The organism is Tolypothrix sp. VBCCA 56010 (assembly GCF_050875635.1).
Taxonomy (GTDB): domain Bacteria; phylum Cyanobacteriota; class Cyanobacteriia; order Cyanobacteriales; family Nostocaceae; genus Hassallia.
The window spans coordinates 19,600-35,755 of record NZ_JBPAOH010000079.1 but is presented as its reverse complement, the minus strand read 5'-3'; the positions used below and the strand labels follow the sequence as shown (position 1 = coordinate 35,755).

Sequence of the window (16,156 nt, the reverse complement as noted above, 5' to 3'; positions counted from 1 at the left end):
GTATAATAATAATACTGAGCATATATATTTGTATATACATCTTCTGTTCTATTATTATAAAGTTCTTTTTCTAAAGAGTTTAAAGCAACAATTAAATTTTGTTCTTCAGGAAGATAGGTATACTTATTTTTAATTTTTATTAGTTCAATGATTAAAGTCAACAAACTAGATTTTTTAATCAATAAACTATCTGGAGGGAGATGACATGCAAGTATTAAGTTTGATACTTCATTAAAATTATTTATCATCAATTCTTTATTTAAATATTCATTATTATATTTTTCTACGTAAGTTCTTATTTCTTTATCACTGGTAAAATAACCACCTTCTTCTATTATTGACATTATTAACAATACATATTCTAAGTCTTTCATCCTAGAAAATTCGCCTTCACTAAATATTTCTAATCCTTTGAAAAGCACATTATTTTCAACAATATCTTTAGCTGTTGTTATAAACTCTCCCTCATATAAGGAATTGTTAATTTCTATAGCGTTTAATGCATATTGCACAGAGTTGATTCTCTTAAAAACCTCACGAATTTCACTTTCGGGAATTCTTCCCAAGTCTCTCACAACAACTGTATAGTCAAAAAAATCAGTTTTTTCTTGCGTAGACAAATTTTCAAATCTACTTATATTTTTAATAATAAATTCGGGTGATGCAGTTACAAATTGATAGATAGTACTTAATCTTTGCTGCCCATCAACTACAAGTGTTTTTGATGTTTGAGTGTCAAGATCAATTTCACCATCAGCCAAATATATTTCCGGAAAAGGCAATTTTAACAAAATTGTTTCTATAAATTTCTCTTTATGTGCATCATTCCATACAAGTTTTCTTTGAAAAGATGGAGCAAGTATCAAACTACCGCTTTTCATCATATTGAATAAATCTAAAACTTTTTTATTAGTTGCTATACCATTTTTGCCCATTCTAAAAAACTCCTTGTCTAATTCTTTTAATATTTTGCATATGATATTTTTCAAATAGTTCAGAACTATAGTAGATTGCTCCTGTTATTTTTTGAGGTGTATATTTATAAGAAATTGATTTGAAATATTCAAACCACTGATTTTTCCGAGAATATTTAAAAGGGAATAAATCTGGTCTTAGCCAACCCTTAAAAAAATATTTCAGAAATTTATTGTATGTTTGTTCATCCCTTTCAGTTCTATCTGTCAAAGCAATATCGAAGTCATACAATTCTGACCAAAATTGTTCAAAAAGCGTCCTAGATATAATTGCTATATCTATATCTGATTCTTCAGAAAATGAATTCCATAATTTTCTTGGAGCTATACTAAAGCCTAATTTAGCTGAACCAACCATATGTACGCACTTAGGATTTTCTTTAAAATTAGTTGCAATTTCATGCTGAAGGTCAAAATATTTCCCCTCGTCATTTTTAAAAACATAGGGTGTACCATGTATTATGTATTTTTGAACAATTAATTGATCTGTCTGCAAAGAATCACTCAATGCGACTTTGAATCGATCAATATTTTGATTAATATGGCTTTGGTCAATTAGTGTTTGCCACATGAAGTATTTTATTTAATCAACACATTTTAGCCTAAGAAAAGCTATAAGCAAAATATATGTAATTTTAAAGTATTGAATATATCGAAGCAATAAGTATATGTACTTATAATGGAAAATGAGGTGGAACGAAGCACGTATCAGGCTTGTTGGGTTGAGGAACGAAACCCAACAATTAAAATGATGTTTACGCGCTACCTTGCAACCCAATTTATCTAGGAGAGTAGCGATCGCATCCTCTCTACTCAATTCATGCGATCGCACTACAAATGTTCTATCTCACTACAAACTACAAACTTTTGTCTGAGCGTGTTTGCGCTCTGCTGGTTTTGCCTTCACCACAATTTCCACATCACAACCTAAAGCATTCAAAAATCTGAAAAGTCTTTCTGTCGAAAAACCTGATAGTTTTCCCTTGATTAGAGCAGAAATCTTTGGTTGATCGACTCCTAAAATTTCAGCAGCTTCAACTTGAGTTATATCCTGTGTGGTGATAATTTCGTTGATTTGACGCGCAAGCTCTGCCTTGACAAGTAATTCATTAGGATTACCTAGACCTAAATCCGCAAAAACATTACCACTACTTGCTTTTACGTTGATTTACTCAATCATTTTTCTCATCCTTTTGCTTGGCGCTATAGTTGTGTGCATAATGCTCTTTTACTCGAATGTTGCCTGAATATCACTTGGATTACCATTCGGCAAAACCCAACCGCTTTGCTGCCAAAAGTGGAAAGCGGAAAATGACGGTTGTTGTACTAGATGAAGATAGCGATCGCATTATCTTGTGATTGTAAATTTCAAATCTAAACAAATCTTCCCAATTATTCCCATAGAAAAAGCCAGGAGGTTATCCTGGCTCATGGGAGACACGCGAAAGCAGAAACTTGATACTTGCTATTTTTAAAATAATTATGTCAGCAAAATTACGTAGAAGAACCGACTCGAAGCGGCTCAGGAGAAGCCGCAACTTTGCTGAACTTGTTTACCGGACGGGGCAAGCCGAGATTCTCGCGCAGAGTTCGCCCTTCGTACTCAGTCCGAAACAGTCCGCGTCGTTGCAATTCGGGAATCACCAGTTCGACAAACTCATCCAAACCACCAGGCAAATAAGGTGGCATGATGTTGAATCCGTCTGCCCCATCGTTGACAAACCAGTCTTCCAACTGATCGGCAATCTGTTCGGGTGTTCCTAGTATCGTTCGATGCCCGCGTGCGCCGGCGATCGCTAAATACAACTGCCGAATCGTTAAATTCTCTCTTTGGGCTAAGTCAGTTAGAAGTTTCAAGCGGCTTTTTGCCAGTTCAGTGTCTGGTAACTCTGGTAGCGGACCATCCAGAGGGTAGCCGGATAAATCAACTCCACCCACCAACCCCGATAGTAGACCCAATCCAACCTGCGGATGGATCAACTCTTGAAGTTGCTCGTATTTGTCCTTCGCTTCCTGCTCAGTCCTGCCAATTACCGGGAACACACCCGGCATAATCTTCAGATGGTCGGGGGAGCGTTTGTATTTCGCTAGTTTCCCCTTCACACCCGCATAGAAAGTCTGAGCTTCTGCAAGTGTTTGCTGTGCCGTAAAAATCACCTCCGCCGTCTGTGCTGCGAGTTCTTGACCGTCATCCGAAGACCCAGCTTGAATGATTACCGGATACCCTTGGATTGGACGAGCTACATTCAGTGGACCGCGCACCGAAAAATGTTCGCCTTTGTGGTTGGGAATGTGCAGCTTATCAGGATCGAAGTAAATGCCTGACTTTTTATCGCGCAATAAGGCATCATCTTCCCAACTATCCCACAGCGCTGTCACCACATCCACAAACTCTTTAGCACGCTCATAGCGCAGCGTATGCTCCATGTGCTTTTCCCGGTTGAAGTTTTGCGCTTCCGCAACAGTTGCAGAGGTGACGAGATTCCAACCGGCACGACCACCGCTGAGATAATCTAATGAGGCAAACTTGCGGGCAAGGTGAAAAGGTTCGTTGTATGTAGTTGATACCGTCGCTGTTAGCCCAATGCGCTCTGTGACTACAGACAAAGCTGATAATAAGGTGAGCGGTTCAAAGTGTACAACCGACGTGCGGCTCAAAGCTTCAGTTCCTTTACCGCGATCGCGCACAGCCACACCATCAGCAAAGAAAATCATGTCAAATTTTCCCCGTTCTGCTGTCTGCGCGATTTGTCGAAAATGCTGGAAGTTCAAACCGCCATCGGCTCGTGCATCTGGGTGTCGCCACGCTGCTACGTGATGCCCAGAACTCATCAAGAATGCACCCAGTCTCAATTGTCTTTTTTTTGTACTCATACTTAAGAAATTAAAAAAACGCAGAGTAGCGCAGAGGAAGGCGCAGAGGTACGCAGAGTTTCGCTATTTAGACTACAATGCCTAAATTTATTCTCTGCGCCTCTGCGACGGCAGTTGCTTCAAGCCGGGGAACCCGTCCAACGCACTGCCTCGTCTTTGCGTGAGGCAAAAAAGTATTTCTCCAATCTTGTCTAATACTCAAGCTGTTACTAAGCTTGGGATATATGCAGAAGAGTCCCCCTTAATAGCCTGACTGTGTTTGCCGTCGATACTAACTGGGGTGTCACCGACGATGGTTACTCGCTGAACGTGACGGGGTTGGTTGCCGTAATCGGAAATTGCATAATGTTGAGTAGCGCGGTTGTCCCAGAATGCCACATCACCAACTTGCCAACGCCAACGAACTGTATTTTCAGGACGGTTTACGTAGGATTGCAACAGTCGCAGAATGTCATCTGATTCAGTCGTTGATAGTCCCTTGATCTGGCGAACAAAACCACCAATAAATAGTCCGCGCTCCCCAGACTCCGGATGGACGCGCACCACTGGATGCAAAGTTTCGTATACAGTCGATGTGAAGACATTTCGGTAAGCCTTAGTCTCTTCCGAAAGGTCTACGGCGGCTTCTGCATAGTCATAGGCATTACTATGTACAGCCCAAAGTTGGTCAGCTAAATTACGCAGATGTATCGGTAAATCTTGGTATGCCGCAATCGTGTTTGCCCAGATAGTATCGCCTCCAGCTGGGGGAATCACAAGCGTGCGTAAAATAGAGCCAAGCGGTGGGCGATCTACAAATGTTACATCGGTATGCCAGTTGTTCGCACGGGCAGCAGTTCTGCCATAATTCAGGTCAAGAACTTCTGGGTGTTCTGGGAACGATGGTACGGTGGGGTGAGCGGTGGTAACTTCACCAAATCGACGAGCAAAAGCGACTTGACCGTTAGCATCGAGTTGCTGGTTACGGAAGAAAATCACCTTGTATTGAACTAGAGTCTTGCGGATATCACTGATGATGTCATCGCTGAGGTTAGCACTCAAGTCAACACTGACAATTTCTGCACCGATACGTCCTGCAACTGGTTGGATGTCAAAGTATTGAGAACTCATGTTTTTGTGTCTCCAAGTTTTTTAACGTTATTTTTGACTGATTGATGGCGGATTAATTGCTGCGTATTGTTCAGGTGTTAGCATGGCTTCCTGAACATTGAGAGGTTTGGGAAGCAAACCATTTTTATGGAAGTAATCTGCAACTCGCTGTTGTTTCTTAATTAAGTCAGGAGAAATCGGTGTCAATCCATAACCGCGACGGCTAATTACCAAGTCCATTACATCAGGAGGTAATTTCTGTTCTGGTGCGATTAGCTTTGCAGTTTCTTGAGGATGTGTTTCAGCCCAGCGCTCGATTTTATCCATCTCCTCGATGACTATCCGCAACAATTCCGGATTGTCAATTGCAAACTGCTTGCCAGCAATATAGTATCCGCCAGGTGAATCAAGCCCTTCGGCAGTCCTGAGAATTCGTGCTTTACCCAATTTTTCCGCTCTCGCTAGATGGGGATCGCCCGTTACCCAAATGGGAATTTTCCCTTCTAAAAATGCACTACTAGCTTCGACGTTGGGTATACTCTGGACTTGAATATCACTATATTTCAAACCGGCATCTTCCAAGGCTCTGAGGATGAAATAGTGAGAAGCAGAAGCTTTTTGGAAGACTACTTTTTGTCCTTTGATGTCCTTGACACTCTTAATCGGAGAATTGGGTGGGACAGCGATCGCACTCCTCCTACCGTCACTTCGCCGACCAACAACATAAGCAATCTGAGCGCCAGCTGCTTGAGCGAAGATGGGGGGAGTTTCCCCAACGTTACCCAAATCTATCTTGCCGACATTCATCGCTTCCATCAACTGCGGACCTTGGGCAAATTGCGCCCACTCCACCTTGACACCCAAGGGTTCTAAGCGCTTTTCCAAGACTTTCGTTACCCTAATTAGATCGCCAGCTTGTTGATACCCCATGTGGAGTACTTTGGTCTTGATTTTAGATGTCTTAGTGTCCAATACATTGCTTGCAGCAGATTGGTTTGTTGCTTTTTGGCTTTGTTGCGTGCAACCAGCTAACGTCAACGAAGTCGCTATTAACAATCCTGGCACTAAGGACAGCGTAAAGCGGTGAAAAATGTTGAAATACCGAGGTTTGACTGTAGTAATCATAGGTTTTTTCTTACCTCTGTGTTCTCTGCGCCTCTGCGGTTAAAAAAACTTATTAACCGCAGAGGCGCTGAGAGCGCAGAGAATAAAGATGAGGAATTCTTACGGCAAAGCAAACAAATTCGTTTTCTTAGCGACCAACACTCACCAGATATTCTTCTGCTTCTTTCTCAATTCCCGTACCCTTGAAGAAGTCACGATTGAGACTGGTGTACAACTCCAAAGGATGGATAGATAAAAAGTAACGCAAATCTTCTTCGCTAAAAATACCGCGTTCCACAAAGCTGTAAGCGTTGGAGGTAATAGCGGTGATATCTGGCACATCCCAATGACCAGAATCAGAACCCAGGAAGGCTTTTACTCTGTCACCATAAGGATTCGCTTTTTGATGGAAGGCATAGGCAACGCGGGTGTCGTCTGATTCTGTGCCGAAGTAGAAGTGATTTAGGAAGCGATCGCGTACATCTTCGGGTTTGGTAATTCCAGCATCAGCAAATTCATTCAACTCACCTGGGTCTTCTGGGGCAAAGTATTTACCGTGGAAGCCTAAACCACTACCAATTTCCTCAAAGCGATTGCGAAATTCTGCTCCACCATAACGAGCGAAGAGTTCGCGCAATTCTTCTTTATTTACGTTACCCGGATGATTGTTCTGTAAAATCTCTGGATTGCGGGTTTCCCAGTGCCAGATGATATCGGCATAAAGGCTAGCACCCCAAGCTGAACCACCTTCTAAAAAGGCAAACTTCAGGGAAGGGAAACGCCGAGTAACACCACCAAAAAATAGTGCTTTGCAGAAAGCTTCACCTGCTGAAGCAAAGTGTCCAATGTGATTGTATTGGTAATTAGAAATCGAGCGACGAGCAGTCCAACCCATACCAGATGCATGGGTGGTAGGAACAACTTTCAATTCTACGCACTTCGCCCAGAAGGGATCGTAATCGTAAGCGCTATCTAAAGCGAAGGTATCAATCCAGGTTGCTTCCCGTTGCACTTCTTCGGGATATTTCTCGAAGCCAGGAATAACGCGGGTAACGTAAGCGGGAATTTGAATCGCTTTCAATCCCAATTCTTTGACTGCATATTCTAATTCCTCAATTCCTTCTTCGGGTGTATTCAGAGGAATCGTCGCAATGGGGGTGAGGCGATCGCGCACATCACGGAATATATCTGCATGATAGAGGTTCGCTGCACGGCAAACTGCTCTTCGCATTTCTTCGTTTTTGATTTGCGGTGCAAGAGTTGCCAAATTCGGATACAGCACAGCAAAGTCTGTCCCCGCTTCTTGCAAGCGTTCGTGCAGCAACTTTGGCAAGCTGATAGTTGCCAGATTTAAAGTGTCCTTCGTGGGACGACCCCAGAAGGGAGGACGAGCTGTGCGGTAATTGCGACGTTCTTCCCAACTTTGCTGGAACCAACGATAGCGACCTGCTCCGGGTAGATGTTCTCGGAAGCTATCCGCAATCTTGGAACCACCCACTTGAGCTAAATAATCGAGAAAGGCAGGTTCAAATTCCTGGGTATGCACATCGGTATCAATGATGGGATAACCTAGTTGCTCCCGAATCTGTGCTGACCGAGACTTCTTTGTGGGACGTTCAAGGGCAATTGTCATATAATTTCTCCAAAGTTATGTCACTCGTTGACCCTGATAAAAATTGAGCTTCACGACAAGGGCAAAAATTGAAACTCACATCAAGCTATGCCTGTATACATCCAGAGGTTTTTCAAAGAGGAAAATTGGCGTTGCATAAAATAGGGATGAATAACGAACCGCACTCGTAGCAAAGTACGCGTTCGCGTAGCGTCTCCGACAGGAGAAGAAGAAGTTTTTAAGAAACAGAGAAGTGAAAATCATCCCGCTTTCTCTGCAACGCCGGAAAATTCAATACTGTTTTTCTGCCAGCGATACCCACCCCTATCGGGCATTGCAAGATTGCTCAAAGTGTCTGAATGATTGACCAAGCCCCGTTGGGGCGGGGTGTAGGGTGTGGGGGACAGGGTGTGGGGAAAGAGATAGCCCCAACGACCAGTGGTTAAGCGCCCCGTACTTTAGGACGATTGCGCCCTTCGGGGTTTGCTGCCCCGACCAACGCCGTCTTCTCCCCTACACCCTACCCCCTACACCCCACACCCTTCTTGTTGACCTGTGCAGTAGTTGCACCAAAATCAATTATCTACGGTTAATCTACCGATTTATCGGTGATTAATTTAGTAGTATTGCATAACAAGAGCGACAACACAAGTATTTAGTAAACAAACTATACGTTTCTCTAAATTTATTGTTTACTAATTGTTAGATAAACTAAATTGATATCCAACGCGACTTTCAACAATTTTTTCCGACTGTTTCCAGTTTTTGCAATACAATATAATTGTACGGTAAATTGACCGACAAGCCGTAGTATGATGAATTAGCCGGTGTAGATACCCGCCAGGGAGAATTCAAAATCCCCATAAATTCGGTTTGGGGTTCCAATCCTTTTTCAAATTCTCCCAATCCTCACAGAAAGCGCAACTCGTTAACATAAGCGCAATATTTACAAGGAAAGCGTTCCATGAGCAACATACAACTTTACTTCGCCAAAGGTTCTACCTTCTCCCAACGCACCCGTGTTGTTTTGCTGGAAAAAAAAATTGACTTTACCCCGATTGAAATTGACTTACAGAACAAACCGGATAAATTCACGCAGATTTCCCGCTATGGCAAAGTCCCAGCTATCAAGCATGGGGATGTGGAGATTTATGAGTCTGCCATCATCAATGAATATCTAGATGAAGTCTTCCCGGAACCACCTTTATTACCGAGCGATCCGGGAGCAAAAGCGATCGCCCGCATTTGGATCGATTACGCCAATACTCGCTTAGTACCTGCGTTTAACAAACTCCTACGCGGTAAAGATAGCACCGAACAAGAACAGGGAAGAAGAGAGTTTCTAGAATCTCTCTTATATATAGAGCAAGAAGGATTAGGCAAGCTGTCTGGTAATGGTCAGTACTGGTTAGGGGATAAGCTGAGTTTAGTTGATATCAGCTTCTATCCTTGGTTTGAACGCTTGCCCCTTTTAGAACACTTCCGCAAATTCACACTACCATCAGAAACACCTCGCTTGCAGCAATGGTGGAATGTGTTGCGCGATCGCCCTACAATTCGGGTAGTTGAAAATCCCGTGAGCTACTATTTAGAAAGATTTACCAAGATTCTCGGCGAACCTACAGCAGTGGGTGCTGCTCAAAAGTAGGGCATGGGGCATTGGGCATGGGGCATTGAGCATGGGGCATAGGGCATTGGTAAGAAAGGAGGGGGAAAGGGGAAAGGGGAAAGGGAAAAACTCTTCTTCCTTTACCCTTTACCCTTTACCCTTTTCCCCATGCCTCATTACCCATTACCGATTACCCATTACCCATTACCTAATTAATCCAAAATCCAAAATGGTATGACCTATGACCAGTTCAATTTTATCCAAACCTGTTTTAAAGGATTTGCCTTATGTTGAGGCAGTTCTCAATTACCTGACTCCAATGGCAGAAAAGCCTGTTAACTACACCTACGAACCACCACCAGGTATTCCAAGACAGAACCAAGTGTACGAGGCGCACAAGCTGCCGATCCGCAATGCTAGAGCGATCGCACAAGATTTGTCCTTAGAGCGAGAGGGCTTTGCTTACGCCGCCCACAAGAGCGCCGTCCGCGACTTTTACGATGAGGACGAGGTACGTCGCGTCTACTACCCAGAAGCCGAACAACTTTTGGCAGATGTGACGGGCGCAAAAAAGGTATTGGTGTTCGATCACAACCTTCGTAATATTGAGCGGGCGAAGCAGGGTGAGAACAAGGTAGAAGAGCCAATAAAGCAGGTACACACCGACTTTACCGCCAAATCTGGCTATAGTCGCGCCCGTGCCGTGCTGACAGCACTTGGTACAGATGACCCCGATGAACTTCTGCGACATCGGTTCAGCATCGTCAACGTCTGGCGACCGATCGCTCTTCCAGTTCAAGAGTCTCCATTGGCGGTGTGTGACGCGCAAAGCATCGCGCCGAAAGACTTGGTAGTTGCGGATCTTGTATATCGCGATCGCGTTGGCGAGACTTACGAAATTACGTACAATCCAGCACACCGCTGGTTTTATTTTCCACAATTGCAACCAAATGAGGCGTTATTTATCAAGTGCTTCGACTCTGCGGAAGATGGACGGGCGCGGTTTACGGCACACACTGCCTTCGACGACCCGACAAGCCCGCCGGATGCCCCACCCCGCGAGAGCATCGAGCTGCGGGCGTTAGTTTTCTATGCCGCATAGCACAATAAATTAGAGACGTTGCAATACAACGTCTCTACATACCATTGTCTATTAGACATAGGCGTGAAAATTAATTATGCGTTACTTCCGCAAATTCACACTACCATCAGAAACACCTCGCTTGCAGCAATGGTGGAATGTTGTGCGCGATCGCCCTGCAATTCGGGCAGTTGAAAATCCCGTCAGCTACTATATAGAACGATTTACCAAGATTCTCGGTGAACCTACTGCCGTCGGTGCTGCTCAAAAGTAAGGCAATGAGGGACTGGGGATTAGGGAACAAGAAGGACAAGAAAATAATTTTTCTTCCCCAGTTCCCAGTAGCTAGTATTTCGACAAAAAAAGGATGCAATCTATGAGCTTATCCAGCCCAATTTTATCCAAACCTGTTTTAGAGGATTTGCCTTATGTTGAGGCAGTTCTAAATTACCTGACTCCAATGGCAGAAAAGCCTGTCAACTACACCTACGAACCACCAGCAGGTGTTCCAAGACAAAACGGAGTGTACGAAGCGCACAAACTGCCAATTCGTAATGCTCGTGCGATACCTTCTCCTGTCGGAGACGCTCCGCGAACGGTAAGCTCCGCTAACGCACGAGATTTATCCTTAGATCGAGAGGGATTCGCTTACGCCTCTCACAACAGCGCCGTCCGCGACTTTTACGATGAAGACGAGGTGCGCCGCGTCTACTACCCAGAAGCCGAGCAACTTTTGGCAGATGTGACGGGTGCAAAGAAGGTGCTGGTGTTTGACCACAACCTCCGTAATATCCAGCGGGTAAAGCAAGGCGAGAACAATATAAAAGAGCCGGTAAAGCGCGTACATAACGACTTCACCGCCAAATCTGGCTATAGTCGCGCTCGTGCGGAGCTACAAGCATCTGGAACAGACGACATCGAAGAACTTCTACAACATCGGTTCAGCATAATCAACGTCTGGCGACCGATCGCCCAACCAGTCCAAGAGTCTCCATTGGCAGTGTGTGATGCCCAAAGCATCGCACCAAAAGACTTGGTAGCTGGGGATCTGGTATATCGCGATCGCGTTGGTGAAACTTACGCGATTACGTACAATCCAGCACATCGCTGGTTTTATTTTCCACAACTGCAACCGAATGAGGCGTTATTTATCAAGTGCTTCGACTCGGCGGAAGATGGACGGGCGCGATTTGCGGCACACACTGCCTTTGACGACCCGACAAGTCCGCCGGATGCCCCACCCCGCGAAAGCATTGAATTGCGGGCGCTGGTCTTTTATGGCAACTAGTGCTTTGTATCATTAATTTTGAGTGGTTGCAAGATTCTCGACTTTTTCAATAAGTCGGGAATCTGACCATTGGTAATCTTATATTATAACACTTTCAGGCGCGTTTGCCCTATTATTTAAATAAATGCGCGTTGTATTGTCTGTTCAAATTAATATTTTTGTGGGATGGGCATCTTGCCCGTCCCTGATATAAAGCATCCCTTAATTGTGCAACGCCCATTTTCTACTGATGCCCTAATATTGGATGAGGTTTGTAAGGTTCCTCAAGTAACTTCCGCTCGTCAAGAGAAAGTTCCAAATCCACAGCCTCTACTGCATCTTTGAGATGTTCTATCTTGCTAGCACCAATAATCGGAGCGGTTACACCCGGTTGGTGCAACAGCCAAGCTAGAGCAATCTGTGTTGGGGTAACTCCACGTTGTTTAGCTAATTCTACGACGCGATCAACTATTTGAAAATCTGATTCTTCATAGTAGAGATTGTGGGCAAAATCATCGGTTTTAGCACGAGTGGTTTCACCATAACCTTGTTTTTGGCGATTTCCAGCTAGAAATCCGCGTGCAAGGGGACTCCAGGGAATTATCCCAATTCCCTCAGCGCGAGATAATGGTATTACCTCTCGTTCTTCTTCCCGATAAACTAGGTTGTAATGATTTTGCATGGAAACAAAGCGCGTCCAGCCGTGTTTGTCTGCTGTGTAAAGAGCTTTGGCAAACTGCCATGCGTACATACTCGAAGCCCCAATGTAACGTACCTTACCCGATTTGACGACATCATGCAATGCCTCTAGAGTTTCCTCAATCGGTGTCTCGTTGTCCCAACGGTGAATTTGGTACAAATCTACGTAATCTGTCTGTAGCCGTTGTAATGAGGCATCAATGCTATCAAAAATATGTTTGCGAGATAGTCCGCGATCGTTGGGACCATCACCCATTTGGCTGTAAACTTTGGTAGCAATGATGACTTGATCTCTTTTAGCAAAATCTTTGAGCGATCGCCCTAATATTTCTTCGCTAACACCCAAAGAGTAAACATCAGCGGTATCAAAGAAATTAATCCCCAACTCCAAAGCAAGTTTGATAAATGGGCGACTTTCTTCTTCTTCTAGTATCCATTCTCGCCATTTGCGAGAGCCATAAGTCATTGTACCAAGAGACAGGCGCGATACTTTCAGTCCGGTTTTGCCAAGATTTATGTATTTCATATTCTTTACTTTACTGTCGCTGTGTTGGTCATCTTTGCAAACAGCTAGGATTTTTCACCTTTTAGCAGTATACTACGGTATGTCTATCATTTTAGTGCCTATTATAAAAATGAGTAGCGTAAAAGGTTGTCAGATTCCCGACTTCTTCAATTGACCATCCGTAAAGCGCGAAAAAATAGCTATTGGTGTATCCTGGTTTTTCATCAGATAAAATTAAGCATACTAAATTTATGCTTATCTAAACTTAAGAAAATCATGGCGCGTTCTACGGCAATTATTGGTTTGGCGCTAATAGTATTTTCCCAGTTAAACAAACTAGAAATTTGCTTAATACTCATTTTTGTTATTGGGATGAGTACTAGTTTAACTCTGGCTTCAATTAGCAACTTCATCCAGCTAATTCTAAGTAATGAAAATAAAAGAGGTCTTACTAGTATATTTACAACAACGTTTTTAGGAATACTTTTATTTAATAATTTATTTTTTGGAGGATTAGCAAGTCAATTTGGTATTACTAATGCTTTAGGATTTAAAGGTATAGGTTGCATTATAGGGTCTGACATTTTTTATCGAAAATTGCCTGTTATGAAAAAGATAGTATATCCTATACACTTGGATATGGGTTTAATTCCACAGCCAAATAAAAGCTAAAAATGCAAGCTACGATTTATCGCGTTAGTACCAATCGGATGTCTGAGTTGATGCTTATTTTGTAAATTTTTTGAAGTAAAACTAAGTAATCATGTGGTTGAATGCAATCGATCATATTCAAGTGACATCTTCCCCGGAAGCAGAAGATGCAATGCTATTTTTCTACGGCAAAGTTTTGGGACTTACAGAAATTCCTAAACCTGAGACAATCAAAGCGAATAAAGGTGCTTGGTATGTTTTGGGAAATATTCAGATTCATATTAGTATTGATAAAAATCCGGATAATGCAGCATCTAGACGACATATTTGTTACTTAGTAAGTGATTTACAGGCTTTTCAGAAACATTTACAAGCGCATAGTGTGGAAATTATTGCCGATCGACAACCAATACCAGGACGCGATCGCTTCTTTTTGCGCGATCCAGCTGGAAATCGAATAGAAATAGCAGAAAAATTCACGAACCAAGAAAATGATTTTTGACCAAGAAGAATTTAACCTACGCTGCGAATGGGGTGCAAAAGGAGTTTCTGAACTCGCACCTATTAGCGATGTCATTGTTATAGTTGATGTTCTATCTTTCTCAACTTCAACAGAAATTGCTACAAACAATGGTGCAATTATTTATCCCTACCAATGGAGAGATGAGTCAGCGCTTGACTATGCACAATCTCTACAAGCAGAATTATCAAAAGGTCGTTTATCCAAAGATGGTTATTCGCTTTCTCCTGCATCTTTAACTAAAATTCCTGCGGGAACTAAGCTAGTTATACCATCTCCTAACGGTTCCTCTCTGACGTTGCTGACTCCAAAGACTCCCACCATCGCTGGTTGTTTGCGAAATAGTGAAGCTGTGGCAAAATTTGCTCAAAAATATGGATCTCGAATTGCAGTAATTCCCGCAGGTGAAAAGTGGGAAGATAACACCCTACGTCCAGCATTTGAAGATTTAATTGGTGCAGGGGCAATTCTTAGTTATTTAAATGGCAGTCTCTCACCAGAAGCAGAAACTGCTGTAGTAGCTTTTCATGCATTCAAGCATGATTTATTAACCTATTTGAAACAATGCAGTTCTGGAAAAGAATTGATTGCCAAAGGTTTTGAGTTAGATGTTGAATTAGCAGCAGCTTTTAATGTTAGCGATTGCGTACCTTTGTTTACTGAAAATGCTTACATCAACAACAACACAATTCATCTTTTATGATATTCCATTCCTTACTTCTATTTATTACCGCGTTTATTGCTGGTGGACTCAATGCTGTGGCAGGGGGTGGAAGTTTTATTACATTTCCAGTCCTAATCTTTACGGGTGTACCTCCAATTACTGCCAATGCAACAAATAATACTGCTTTATGGGTAGCGGATGAAAGCGAGTGCAAAAGCATATCGTAATAATTTAAGCATCCCGCAACGGCAATTATTCTTATTATGTAGTGTCAGTTTAGTCGGTGGAATGCTTGGTTCTGTTGCTTTGTTATATACCTCTCCAGATGTTTTTCACTCCTCTAATTCCGTATCTATTGTTGCTAGCAACGCTGGTGTTTACCTTCGGTGAACCGCTCAAAGCATGGTTTCAGCGTCAAAGTCAGAAGTCATCAGGATCCCCACCGTTGTTCAACCTCATGTTAGCCCAAAAGCGCGATCGCTATCTATGGTGGCTTCTTCGGTGCAGGTCTTGGTATTCTAATGCTAGCAACCCTGACGTTTTTAGGAATCAAAAATATTCACACTATGAATGCCTTTAAGACGTTTCTAGGAAGTTGCATTAATGGAGTTGCCATTATTTCCTTTATTTTTGCAGGTATAATTGCTTGGCATCAAGCTATTTTGATGGCTGTCGGTGGTTCTTTGGGTGGTTATTTATGCGCTAATTATGCTCGTAGGCTTGAACCTAGTTTAATTCGCTCAGTTGTGATGGTTGTTGCTTTTAGTATGACCATCTACTTTTTTATTCATGGTTAGCACGTCAATACAAATTTACACTTCATTTATCTTTAGGGTGTAAACCAACTTAACCAAGCATCCCAATTTTGGACAATAGCTGCAAACTCCGTATAACCTGCCGTTCCAGGATGAGCACCATCATTAGCTTTTGCCTCAGCCAACCAGACAGATGACTTTACCAATGTCGAAAAAACATCAAGATAAGGAATATCGAGTTCACGACAAACTAGAGCAAACTGCTGAGATAGATTAGCAAGTTTTTGATTTCTCTGTTCCTGTTCAACATCTCCACAGGGAGGGGGACCTACCATTAAAACTGGGTAAAACTGCTTGGCTTCACTCAAAATAGTGCGAGTGTTTTCGATGGATTCTTGCAACTCAATTCCCTGTTTACTACCCATAAGTCCGGTATCATTCACTCCAAATGAAAAGACAACTCTACCGTCGAATTCTTTAGGTAAACGATAGGAAGTTTCTTTTAGCCAACGTTGTTTGAGATACCGACTTGTTTCTCCCCTAACACCCAGATTGTAGTGGGTAATATGGTAAGCTTTTTGACTTGTATTAGCACAAATTCTTCCCGTCCATCCAAGGTATTCAGGATCGCCAATACCATTGACGAAGGATTCCCCAAGGAAACAGATTCTGATTTCTTTTAGTTCTGATTTCAGTTCTGACATTATCAAAACCATTTATAAAATATAGGAAAAATCCTGATTGTGCATTTG

At 42.7% G+C, this 16,156-nt stretch carries 20 protein-coding genes; 10 read left to right on the top strand and 10 right to left on the bottom strand.

Annotation, left to right across the window (positions count from 1 at the left end; translation table 11 throughout):
* The 8 genes from AABK37_RS24085 to AABK37_RS24050 all read right to left on the bottom strand — a co-directional run.
* On the bottom strand, positions 1-935 hold a 935-nt coding region (locus tag AABK37_RS24085; protein WP_432554048.1), incomplete at its 3' end, for a DUF262 domain-containing protein.
* 1 nt (position 936) lies between these two features.
* A complete protein-coding gene (locus tag AABK37_RS24080) occupies positions 937-1,545 on the bottom strand; it encodes a hypothetical protein (protein ID WP_432554047.1) in 609 nt (202 codons plus the stop codon).
* A 279-nt stretch (positions 1,546-1,824) separates the two neighbouring features.
* Complete coding sequence (locus AABK37_RS24075) at positions 1,825-2,142, bottom strand: helix-turn-helix domain-containing protein (RefSeq protein ID WP_432554051.1); 318 nt, start codon at positions 2,140-2,142, stop codon at positions 1,825-1,827.
* Positions 2,143-2,233: 91 nt separating this feature from the next.
* A complete protein-coding gene (locus tag AABK37_RS24070; RefSeq protein WP_432554046.1) occupies positions 2,234-2,356 on the bottom strand; it encodes a hypothetical protein in 123 nt (40 codons plus the stop codon).
* Between the two features lie 112 nt (positions 2,357-2,468).
* Positions 2,469-3,848 carry an LLM class flavin-dependent oxidoreductase gene (locus AABK37_RS24065; protein ID WP_432554045.1) on the bottom strand — a complete coding sequence of 460 codons (1,380 nt, stop codon included), beginning with the start codon at positions 3,846-3,848 and terminating at the stop codon, positions 2,469-2,471.
* Positions 3,849-4,046: 198 nt separating this feature from the next.
* On the bottom strand, positions 4,047-4,958 hold the full coding sequence (locus AABK37_RS24060) for a TauD/TfdA dioxygenase family protein (protein ID WP_432554044.1): 912 nt from the start codon (positions 4,956-4,958) through the stop codon (positions 4,047-4,049).
* Positions 4,959-4,985: 27 nt separating this feature from the next.
* On the bottom strand, positions 4,986-6,062 hold the full coding sequence (locus AABK37_RS24055) for an aliphatic sulfonate ABC transporter substrate-binding protein (protein WP_432554043.1): 1,077 nt from the start codon (positions 6,060-6,062) through the stop codon (positions 4,986-4,988).
* A gap of 127 nt (positions 6,063-6,189) precedes the next feature.
* On the bottom strand, positions 6,190-7,674 hold the full coding sequence (locus tag AABK37_RS24050; protein ID WP_432554042.1) for an amidohydrolase family protein: 1,485 nt from the start codon (positions 7,672-7,674) through the stop codon (positions 6,190-6,192).
* A 943-nt stretch (positions 7,675-8,617) separates the two neighbouring features.
* Here AABK37_RS24050 and AABK37_RS24045 point away from each other — a divergent pair.
* The 5 genes from AABK37_RS24045 (at position 8,618) to AABK37_RS24025 (ending at position 11,631) form a co-directional block, all read left to right on the top strand.
* Positions 8,618-9,301 carry a glutathione S-transferase family protein gene (locus tag AABK37_RS24045; RefSeq protein ID WP_432554041.1) on the top strand — a complete coding sequence of 228 codons (684 nt, stop codon included), beginning with the start codon at positions 8,618-8,620 and terminating at the stop codon, positions 9,299-9,301.
* Positions 9,302-9,332: 31 nt separating this feature from the next.
* Positions 9,333-9,500, top strand: coding sequence for a hypothetical protein (locus AABK37_RS24040; RefSeq protein ID WP_432554040.1), 168 nt, complete (start codon positions 9,333-9,335; stop codon positions 9,498-9,500).
* 3 nt (positions 9,501-9,503) lie between these two features.
* Positions 9,504-10,364 (top strand): CmcJ/NvfI family oxidoreductase, encoded by an 861-nt coding sequence (locus AABK37_RS24035; protein WP_432554039.1) that lies wholly within the window; start codon positions 9,504-9,506, stop codon positions 10,362-10,364.
* Positions 10,365-10,440: 76 nt separating this feature from the next.
* Complete coding sequence (locus AABK37_RS24030; RefSeq protein WP_432554038.1) at positions 10,441-10,617, top strand: hypothetical protein; 177 nt, start codon at positions 10,441-10,443, stop codon at positions 10,615-10,617.
* A gap of 102 nt (positions 10,618-10,719) precedes the next feature.
* A complete protein-coding gene (locus AABK37_RS24025) occupies positions 10,720-11,631 on the top strand; it encodes a CmcJ/NvfI family oxidoreductase (protein ID WP_432554037.1) in 912 nt (303 codons plus the stop codon).
* Positions 11,632-11,854: 223 nt separating this feature from the next.
* Here the strand turns inward: AABK37_RS24025 and AABK37_RS24020 are convergent, their stop codons facing one another.
* Positions 11,855-12,835, bottom strand: coding sequence for an aldo/keto reductase (locus tag AABK37_RS24020; protein WP_432554036.1), 981 nt, complete (start codon positions 12,833-12,835; stop codon positions 11,855-11,857).
* Between the two features lie 255 nt (positions 12,836-13,090).
* Between AABK37_RS24020 and AABK37_RS24015 the strand changes: the two genes are divergently transcribed.
* From AABK37_RS24015 to AABK37_RS23995, 5 genes are all read left to right on the top strand, one after another.
* Positions 13,091-13,486 (top strand): hypothetical protein, encoded by a 396-nt coding sequence (locus AABK37_RS24015; protein ID WP_432554035.1) that lies wholly within the window; start codon positions 13,091-13,093, stop codon positions 13,484-13,486.
* 91 nt (positions 13,487-13,577) lie between these two features.
* Positions 13,578-13,967 (top strand): VOC family protein, encoded by a 390-nt coding sequence (locus AABK37_RS24010; protein ID WP_432554034.1) that lies wholly within the window; start codon positions 13,578-13,580, stop codon positions 13,965-13,967.
* On the top strand, positions 13,957-14,688 hold the full coding sequence (locus AABK37_RS24005; protein WP_432554033.1) for a 2-phosphosulfolactate phosphatase: 732 nt from the start codon (positions 13,957-13,959) through the stop codon (positions 14,686-14,688). The genes AABK37_RS24010 and AABK37_RS24005 overlap by 11 nt, the downstream gene beginning before the upstream one ends.
* A 159-nt stretch (positions 14,689-14,847) precedes the next feature.
* Positions 14,848-15,039 (top strand): hypothetical protein, encoded by a 192-nt coding sequence (locus AABK37_RS24000; protein ID WP_432554032.1) that lies wholly within the window; start codon positions 14,848-14,850, stop codon positions 15,037-15,039.
* Positions 15,040-15,125: 86 nt separating this feature from the next.
* Positions 15,126-15,446 (top strand): TSUP family transporter, encoded by a 321-nt coding sequence (locus AABK37_RS23995; protein ID WP_432554050.1) that lies wholly within the window; start codon positions 15,126-15,128, stop codon positions 15,444-15,446.
* Positions 15,447-15,478: 32 nt separating this feature from the next.
* Here the strand turns inward: AABK37_RS23995 and AABK37_RS23990 are convergent, their stop codons facing one another.
* Positions 15,479-16,108 (bottom strand): GDSL-type esterase/lipase family protein, encoded by a 630-nt coding sequence (locus AABK37_RS23990; RefSeq protein ID WP_432554031.1) that lies wholly within the window; start codon positions 16,106-16,108, stop codon positions 15,479-15,481.
* Between the last annotated feature and the right edge of the window lie 48 nt (positions 16,109-16,156).

Excerpts from the sequence above, each read along its gene's own strand:
- AABK37_RS24080 (WP_432554047.1), bottom strand. The coding sequence starts at position 1,545 with ATGTGGCAAACACTAATTGACCAAAGCCATATTAATCAAAATATTGAT.
- AABK37_RS24065 (WP_432554045.1), bottom strand. The coding sequence starts at position 3,848 with ATGAGTACAAAAAAAAGACAATTGAGACTGGGTGCATTCTTGATGAGT.
- AABK37_RS24060 (WP_432554044.1), bottom strand. The coding sequence starts at position 4,958 with ATGAGTTCTCAATACTTTGACATCCAACCAGTTGCAGGACGTATCGGT.
- AABK37_RS24055 (WP_432554043.1), bottom strand. The coding sequence starts at position 6,062 with ATGATTACTACAGTCAAACCTCGGTATTTCAACATTTTTCACCGCTTT.
- AABK37_RS24050 (WP_432554042.1), bottom strand. The coding sequence starts at position 7,674 with ATGACAATTGCCCTTGAACGTCCCACAAAGAAGTCTCGGTCAGCACAG.
- AABK37_RS24045 (WP_432554041.1), top strand. The coding sequence starts at position 8,618 with ATGAGCAACATACAACTTTACTTCGCCAAAGGTTCTACCTTCTCCCAA.
- AABK37_RS24040 (WP_432554040.1), top strand. The coding sequence starts at position 9,333 with ATGGGGCATAGGGCATTGGTAAGAAAGGAGGGGGAAAGGGGAAAGGGG.
- AABK37_RS24035 (WP_432554039.1), top strand. The coding sequence starts at position 9,504 with ATGACCAGTTCAATTTTATCCAAACCTGTTTTAAAGGATTTGCCTTAT.
- AABK37_RS24030 (WP_432554038.1), top strand. The coding sequence starts at position 10,441 with ATGCGTTACTTCCGCAAATTCACACTACCATCAGAAACACCTCGCTTG.
- AABK37_RS24025 (WP_432554037.1), top strand. The coding sequence starts at position 10,720 with ATGAGCTTATCCAGCCCAATTTTATCCAAACCTGTTTTAGAGGATTTG.
- AABK37_RS24020 (WP_432554036.1), bottom strand. The coding sequence starts at position 12,835 with ATGAAATACATAAATCTTGGCAAAACCGGACTGAAAGTATCGCGCCTG.
- AABK37_RS24015 (WP_432554035.1), top strand. The coding sequence starts at position 13,091 with ATGGCGCGTTCTACGGCAATTATTGGTTTGGCGCTAATAGTATTTTCC.
- AABK37_RS24010 (WP_432554034.1), top strand. The coding sequence starts at position 13,578 with ATGTGGTTGAATGCAATCGATCATATTCAAGTGACATCTTCCCCGGAA.
- AABK37_RS24005 (WP_432554033.1), top strand. The coding sequence starts at position 13,957 with ATGATTTTTGACCAAGAAGAATTTAACCTACGCTGCGAATGGGGTGCA.
- AABK37_RS24000 (WP_432554032.1), top strand. The coding sequence starts at position 14,848 with ATGAAAGCGAGTGCAAAAGCATATCGTAATAATTTAAGCATCCCGCAA.
- AABK37_RS23990 (WP_432554031.1), bottom strand. The coding sequence starts at position 16,108 with ATGTCAGAACTGAAATCAGAACTAAAAGAAATCAGAATCTGTTTCCTT.